The organism is Actinoplanes aureus (assembly GCF_015704865.1).
GTDB classification, from domain to species: Bacteria; Actinomycetota; Actinomycetes; order Mycobacteriales; family Micromonosporaceae; genus Actinoplanes; species Actinoplanes aureus.
In genome coordinates this window covers 116,528-122,900 of sequence record NZ_JADQTO010000029.1, presented here as the reverse complement: position 1 = coordinate 122,900, position 6,373 = coordinate 116,528, and the positions used below count along the sequence as shown (strand labels likewise).

The window sequence follows — 6,373 nt, the reverse complement described above, 5'->3', positions numbered from 1 at the left end:
CTGCGTCGAGGAACTTCCATTGCTGCCAGGCGCCGTCGTTACGGGTGTACTGGTTGATCGCGGCGCCGTCGGTGGTGGCCAGGTTGTAGACGTCCAGGGCCTTGCCGCTGTTGCGGTTGACCAGCACATAGGGCGTACCGGCCTGCACGGTGGCGGCTTCGGCGGCGGTCGTCACGGCCACGGTGCCGGTGGCCGCCAGCACCATGGTGGCGGCCGCGGTCAGAATGCGTCTTCTACCGAGGGGATGCATGAGGGTCCGTTCGATAGGGCGCCAGGGTGGGGAACCGGTGGCGCTTCGGCGATTGCCCTGTTCGGATACCGGTCCAGCGCTGGTTGGCGGCGCCGGAACACGACCAGAGGATGAGGTGCTGTCGTTGCCGTGGATGGTGCCGTCGGCTTGGATCGTCGATTGCCCGGCGGCGGCCGGACGGCGGGGCTGCCGGGCGCGGCGGCGGCGGGCGCCGGGGAAGTGACGACGGCGGCGGGCGCGGCGATTCTCGTCAGGAGATCCGGAAGGTCGCGTCCTGGCGATCGGAGGCGCCGGTGCCGATCGGGTCGATGCGCAGCACGTAGTTGGAGTGGCGCAGGTACCGGTCGGGGACGTTGTAGGACCGGAACGACGACCAGCTCGCGTCGGTCAGGCCGGCGACCTGGGTGAAGGTGGCGTCGGCGCGGAACGCCGCGGTGTTGTCGCTGGGGTCCAGCCGGATCGCGTAACCGCTGTGCCGCAGGTAGCGGCCGGGGTAGTTGACCGACTCGAACGACACACCGGCCGCGTCGGCCAGACCGGGCACCATGCGCCACAGCTGGTCCTCGTGCGGGTCGAACGGGTACGCGTCGATCCGGCCGATGCTGTTCGCGTGGCGCACGTACCGGTCCGGGAAGTTGTACGACTTCAGCCGTACCCAGCCCGGCAGCCCCCAGCGCGCCACCAGGCCGTCGTACTCGGCGGCGGTGATGCCGGTGATCGAGCCGTGCTTGGCGTTCAGCGGCGGCGTGTAGTCGCGCTGGTTGAGCAGGGTCCAGGAGTTGGCGCCGACGTTCGAGGTGGACCACGCGTAGTAGTCGTTGTTGACCGGGCTGAACGAGTCACCCCACAACCGCCAGCCGCTCCCGCTGTTGTTCTTGATCAGCAGCGGCGCCTCGATGGCGTTGCCCTGCCGGAGCCCGCTGGTGTAGTTGGTGTAACTGTTCGGGTTGCCGCTGGACGACCGGGCGCCGTAGATCAGGCCGTCGTTGAGGTTCTTGTAGTACATGTAGAAGGTCGTCCCGTCGACCACGATGTCGGCGTCCAGCACCGGGTATCCCGGGCTGAAGTAGACCTGGTTCGCGCTCACCGTACGGAAATCCGATGTGTAGTTGACCATGAAGACGTCGGCGCCGTTGTTCGCGGAGTAGACGATGGCGTACTGATTGCGCGAGGCCACCCAGAACGCCGTCGGCGCCCAGGTGTGCGTGGCCAGGCCGTGCATGCGGATCCGGCGATAGCCGGTGAAGCTGCGCAGGTCGGTGGAGTCCCAGACGTGCAGGTACTGGTTGTTCTCGGTGAAGACGCGGCCGCGCAGGTCGGTGGCCAGCACGACGAACGTGCCGTCCTGCTTGCGCAGGATGAACGGGTCGCGCAGACCGAGCGTGCCGGCGGTCGGGGTCACCACCGGGTTGTTCTGGTTCAGCGGCCGCCAGTTCAGCCCGTCGGTGCTGACCGCCAGGTGCAGGGCGTAACTGTCACCACTCTGGTTGGGCGTCTCCTTGAAGTAGCCGAACACGTAGGCGGTGTTGGCCGCCAGAGCGGCCGACGGCGCGCCGAGCAGGGTGGCGCCACCGGTGGCGGTGGTCAGCGCGCCCATGGCGGCCAAGCGGGTGAAGTCGCGTCGGGAGAGAGGCACAGTCGATCGACCTTTCACGGGAATGCCGATGACACTGCAGAGGGCCGGGGAAGCCAGTGCGATCCTGTTACCGCGGCATGCACGCAACGTTTCGCAGCAGTGTTATCGCTCACATAGGCGAGTGTCAAGATGTGCGGCACAGCCCGGGTGCCGGATATCGACACGCGGCGAGGCTCGCGCCCGAGAAGCGACTGGGAACGCGGCACACCTCAGCGGAGGTCCGGCACGCTTTCCGCGACGCGTCCAGCCGAGAGGTCGGCAACGGTGTTGGCGTGGATCCGCGGTGGCGTCGCGGTGAAGTCGGCGACGATGGCGCGAACGTGCCGTTCGGCAGTCTCGGCGAGGCCGTCGTAGACCGTGGCGAAGATGCGCCGGGCGTGTTCCCGTTGCCATCCGCCGGGCAGGAGCCGCATCGGCAGCGGCGGGTCTGCCGGGGCGAATCGGCGGTAGCTGTCCATCACGGCGGTGCGCGAACGTACCGCCTGTGCCCCACCGAAACCCCCGGCCCGCACACGGGGCACGATCTCGCTCCAGTGACGAATGAAGGCCTCGTACTGCTCGCCGACGGCGCGCAGATCCCATGCATCGATGGGGCTCCGGCCCGAGCCGACGGCCAGTTCCGTGTGGCGAGCGCGGAAGACGGTGAGGTCCTCCAGATTCACCTCCGCGAGGTTCGCCCGGTCCTCGTCCTCGAGTTGACGCGGCGAGACCCAAAGCGCGTCGTACAGCGGCGCAAAGCCTCTCCACCGCAGGTGGTTACGCAGAGCGCGACGCTGTGCGGCACCCTCCTGGGGCACCGAGAACGCCACCAGCGTCCACCAGCCGTCCCACTTCTCAGCGTCCGCGCCGAACGCGACGACCCCCCTCCCGCCGGCGCGCAAGTGCGCCGCGACCGACGGCGCAAGGCGGTAGAAGGTGCTCCGCCCCACGCGGTTGCCCTGCAGCACTGACCGCCGCGTGAGACGGCTGATGGCGGTCCGCGCGCTGGCCGCGCTGACCTCGGCCTCGGCCAGGAGCGCCACGAGTGCGCCGGACGGCAGCCAGGCCTCGGTGTACGCGGTGTAGTCGGCGAGAAGTGTGAGAGCCAAGCCCTGCGGTGAACTTCCCGCCTGCCGTCGCGGAAGCCGCAACGAGCCGGACGCCTCGGCGGTGAAGATCTCCTCGATCTCGAACGGGTAATCCACAGAGTCTCCGCACCGCTTCCACGTGTAGACCCCGACTGTAACGCCGCTGATCGTCACCCTCCGCCCAGGTAGGCATCGACGTTCCTGTTTGACACTTTCCTGTACGGGGTGCACGATAACTGCCGTGTAACGTGCCGCTCCGCCCACCTTGGTGGCGAGAGCGCACCAGCGTCCGGGCGCCGCCCCCTCGGCGTCGGACGCAGCCATAACGCGCATCGAATTGTGAGCGCTCACATCCCCGTGCTCGAGTCTGCCGACCGTCTGCTGGCTCGAGCGAACCTGGAGGCTTCCATGCCCGGATCCCACATGCGGCGGCGAGTGTTGCTCGCCGTGCCGGTCGCCGCCGTCGTGGCAGTGATGTCGGCTGCCGCGATGCACGCGCAAGCCGCTGTCCGACCGCCCGCCGCCGCGGCCCCGATCAATGCGCTGGCCACACCGACCACGCCGCCGGGCTCCTACCCCAACCCGGGTCCCGTTTCGGGCGCCACGGGTACCCACGACCCCACGATGGTCAAGACGCCCGGCGGCACGTACATCGTGGCGCAGACCGGGAACAACATCGCGCTGACCACCTCCACCGACCGCACCGCCTTCCGGGCCGCCGGAGCCGCCTTCCCCAACGGCGCGCCGTGGACGACGACGTACACCGGCGGGAGCGCCAATCTGTGGGCGCCGGACATCTCCTACCACAACGGCCAGTACTACCTGTACTACTCGGCATCCACGTTCGGCTCGAACCGGTCAGCGATCTTCCTCGCGACCAGCCCCACCGGCGCGTCGGGCAGCTGGACCAACCGCGGTCTGGTCATCGCCTCCAGCTCGTCGAACAACTACAACGCGATCGATCCGAACCTGATCGTTGACGAGTCCGGCCGCTGGTGGCTCAACTTCGGCTCGTTCTGGTCCGGCATCCAGCAGATCGCCCTGAATCCGTCGACCGGTCTGCGCGCCGGCAACAGCATCCGTCTCATCGCCGGCCGCAACGGTGGGGCGATCGAAGCGCCGCACATGTTCAAGCACGGCGCCTACTACTACCTGTGGGTGTCGTTCGACCGATGCTGCCAGGGCGCCGCCAGCACGTACCGAATCATGGTAGGCCGATCGACCAGCCCCAACGGCCCGTTCGTCGACCGTAGTGGCAGGGCGATGAACTCCGGTGGCGGCACCCAGGTGCTTGCCGGACACGGCAGCGTCCACGGGCCCGGCCATCAGGCAGTGATCGCCGACAGCGACGCCGACGTCCTCGTCTACCACTACTACGCCGACAACGGGGCCTCCCGGCTCGGCATCAACCTCCTCGGCTACGACAGCACCGGCTGGCCCTTCGCCTACTGAGCACGCCTGCTCGGCCCGTACGCGGCGCCCCTCTCGCCGAACACCTGATGGCGGTGTGCCCCGGCCTCGGCCGGGGCACACCCGAGCCCGCGTACCCGCAAGGTCAAGCCGGGCGCCGCGACTCGCGGAGGGTCTGTTTGAGCAGCTTGCCGGTGCGTGTCAGGGGAATGGTGTCAAGCAGGATGAAGTCGTCCGGCATCCGCCAGGAGGCGATCCGGCGGGACAGGTGTTCTCGCAGCTGGCCGGCCTTCGTGTCGAAGTCCGCGCGCAGGACGACGAAGGCGACCGGACGCTCCATCGTCGGCGGTGAAACTGTCGGCCCCCTCCCCCGCGAAATAGCCGCCGGCCACCCACGGTCCGGCGACCTGCAGGACGCGATGGCCGACGATGACGCCACGACCGTACTCATCGACCTCGCCCAGGTCGGCTTCTGCGACTCTTCGGGCATCAACGTCCTGGACGAGCAATACGCCGCCTCCCTTACGGCCGGCAAGCGGATGCGGATCAGCGCCATGCAACCCCGCCGTACACCGGGTTCTGGAGATCGTCGGCCTGCTCGACGCGCTGACCGACCGCCAACGCAAGAAGCAATGATCGATAAACGTAATAGCTCCAGGAGCGGCCACTGCGGCTGGTACAGGTATCCCAGTGCAGGGGGCAGCGTTGTGCGATGCGAAGGCACAGAACGTAGCCTTCCGACCCTGAGCGCGCGTGTCTTGATCTAAGCGGGTCGCGCCAACGAAGTCTCGCCTCGCGTCTCGCGCACCGGGGACCGGGCACCGGGCACCGGGCACCGGGCACCGGGCACCGGGCACCGGGCAAACGATAGGAATCTTGCTCGGGAACCGACCGGAACGATCCACCCGACCCAGGGATGCACCGATACGAAGCTGAGACGAAACAGCAGGTCACGGGCATCCCGGGGCCGGGCAGGCCGCATTGGCATGATCGACTTGTTGCTTCCAAACTGATTAATTACGCGAGTTCGATTCTCGCCGCCCGCTCGCTGACGGTGGACCATGCCCGCTGAGGATCGCGGGCCTGGTCAGCTCACCTTTTCACCTGGGGGCCGGGTTGGCGGTTAAGTGGATCTTGCTTACCCCTCGTCGTTCGGCGAGCCGGACGGGCCGTTCACACCGAGGTCGGCTCAGCACATCGTGGTTCATGCCGGCGGTGGCACCGCGCCCTGGCCGATTCTCGAGAAGCTGGTCCACGTTCTCGACGCCAGCGGCGACCTGATCGAGGATCAACTCGCCCGGTCGCCGAGGCGACCGCACTTCCCTTGACACTCAACCGCCGTGCTGCCAGGAACGAAACGCCGATCTGCACGCGGACTGCGCCAGGTCACAGCCCAGGTCAGACGGCCTGGGCCGCTTTATTTGTGGCTGTTGCCGGCGCCTTGAGGGCTGCAAGAACGTTCAAGACTCGTCGCCCGGCTCGGGCGCAGGGTGGCGGCATGACTCTCATGGAGGAACTCTCAGCGGACGGGCCCCGGCCGGGCCACGAGAAGGCGATGGATCTGTACGGGCGCCTGACCGGCACCTGGGACGTGACCAACCGGTACCGCGGACCGGGCGGCGACTGGGTCACCGGCACCGTCGTGTGGACGTTCGGCTGGGTGCTGGCCGGGCATGCGGTGCAGGACGTCATGTGGTTCACCGAGTTCGGGCCGGGCGGCTACCCGGTACGCACCACCGGCAGCACGATGCGGCTGTACGACCCGGAGTCGGACCGCTGGCACGTCGTCTGGTTCTCCCCGGCTGGACGCACCGTGACGCTTGTCGGCCACGCCGGCGAGGACGGCGACATTGTGCAGGAGGGGCTGCGGCTTGATGGGACCGCGGTCCGATGGCTCTTCACGGAGGTCAGCGAGTCGCGTTTCCGCTGGTTGGGCTACTTCTCCACGGACGAGGGCGGATCGTGGGAGCTGGAGCAGGAGATGCTGGCACAACGTCGGCCTTGACATGT

Annotated in this window: 7 protein-coding genes; 3 read left to right on the top strand and 4 right to left on the bottom strand. The window is 68.0% G+C overall.

Going from position 1 to position 6,373, the window contains the following annotated elements; all coding sequences use genetic code 11:
- From I4J89_RS40555 to I4J89_RS40545, 3 genes are all read right to left on the bottom strand, one after another.
- Positions 1-250 (bottom strand): RICIN domain-containing protein (locus I4J89_RS40555; protein ID WP_196419522.1); only part of this gene is annotated, 250 nt, incomplete at its 3' end.
- Between the two features lie 250 nt (positions 251-500).
- A complete protein-coding gene (locus I4J89_RS40550; protein WP_196419521.1) occupies positions 501-1,886 on the bottom strand; it encodes a glycoside hydrolase family 43 protein in 1,386 nt (461 codons plus the stop codon).
- A gap of 209 nt (positions 1,887-2,095) precedes the next feature.
- Positions 2,096-3,127, bottom strand: coding sequence for a PaaX family transcriptional regulator (locus tag I4J89_RS40545; protein WP_309238690.1), 1,032 nt, complete (start codon positions 3,125-3,127; stop codon positions 2,096-2,098).
- A gap of 234 nt (positions 3,128-3,361) precedes the next feature.
- On the opposite strand from I4J89_RS40545, the gene I4J89_RS40540 reads away from it, so the two are divergent.
- A complete protein-coding gene (locus tag I4J89_RS40540) occupies positions 3,362-4,405 on the top strand; it encodes an arabinan endo-1,5-alpha-L-arabinosidase (protein WP_196419520.1) in 1,044 nt (347 codons plus the stop codon).
- A 103-nt stretch (positions 4,406-4,508) separates the two neighbouring features.
- Here the strand turns inward: I4J89_RS40540 and I4J89_RS40535 are convergent, their stop codons facing one another.
- Positions 4,509-4,703 (bottom strand): AMP-binding enzyme, encoded by a 195-nt coding sequence (locus I4J89_RS40535; protein WP_196419519.1) that lies wholly within the window; start codon positions 4,701-4,703, stop codon positions 4,509-4,511.
- Positions 4,704-5,490: 787 nt separating this feature from the next.
- Here I4J89_RS40535 and I4J89_RS40530 point away from each other — a divergent pair.
- A complete protein-coding gene (locus tag I4J89_RS40530) occupies positions 5,491-5,691 on the top strand; it encodes a hypothetical protein (RefSeq protein ID WP_196419518.1) in 201 nt (66 codons plus the stop codon).
- A gap of 170 nt (positions 5,692-5,861) precedes the next feature.
- Complete coding sequence (locus I4J89_RS40525; RefSeq protein ID WP_196419517.1) at positions 5,862-6,368, top strand: hypothetical protein; 507 nt, start codon at positions 5,862-5,864, stop codon at positions 6,366-6,368.
- Positions 6,369-6,373: the final 5 nt, after the last annotated feature.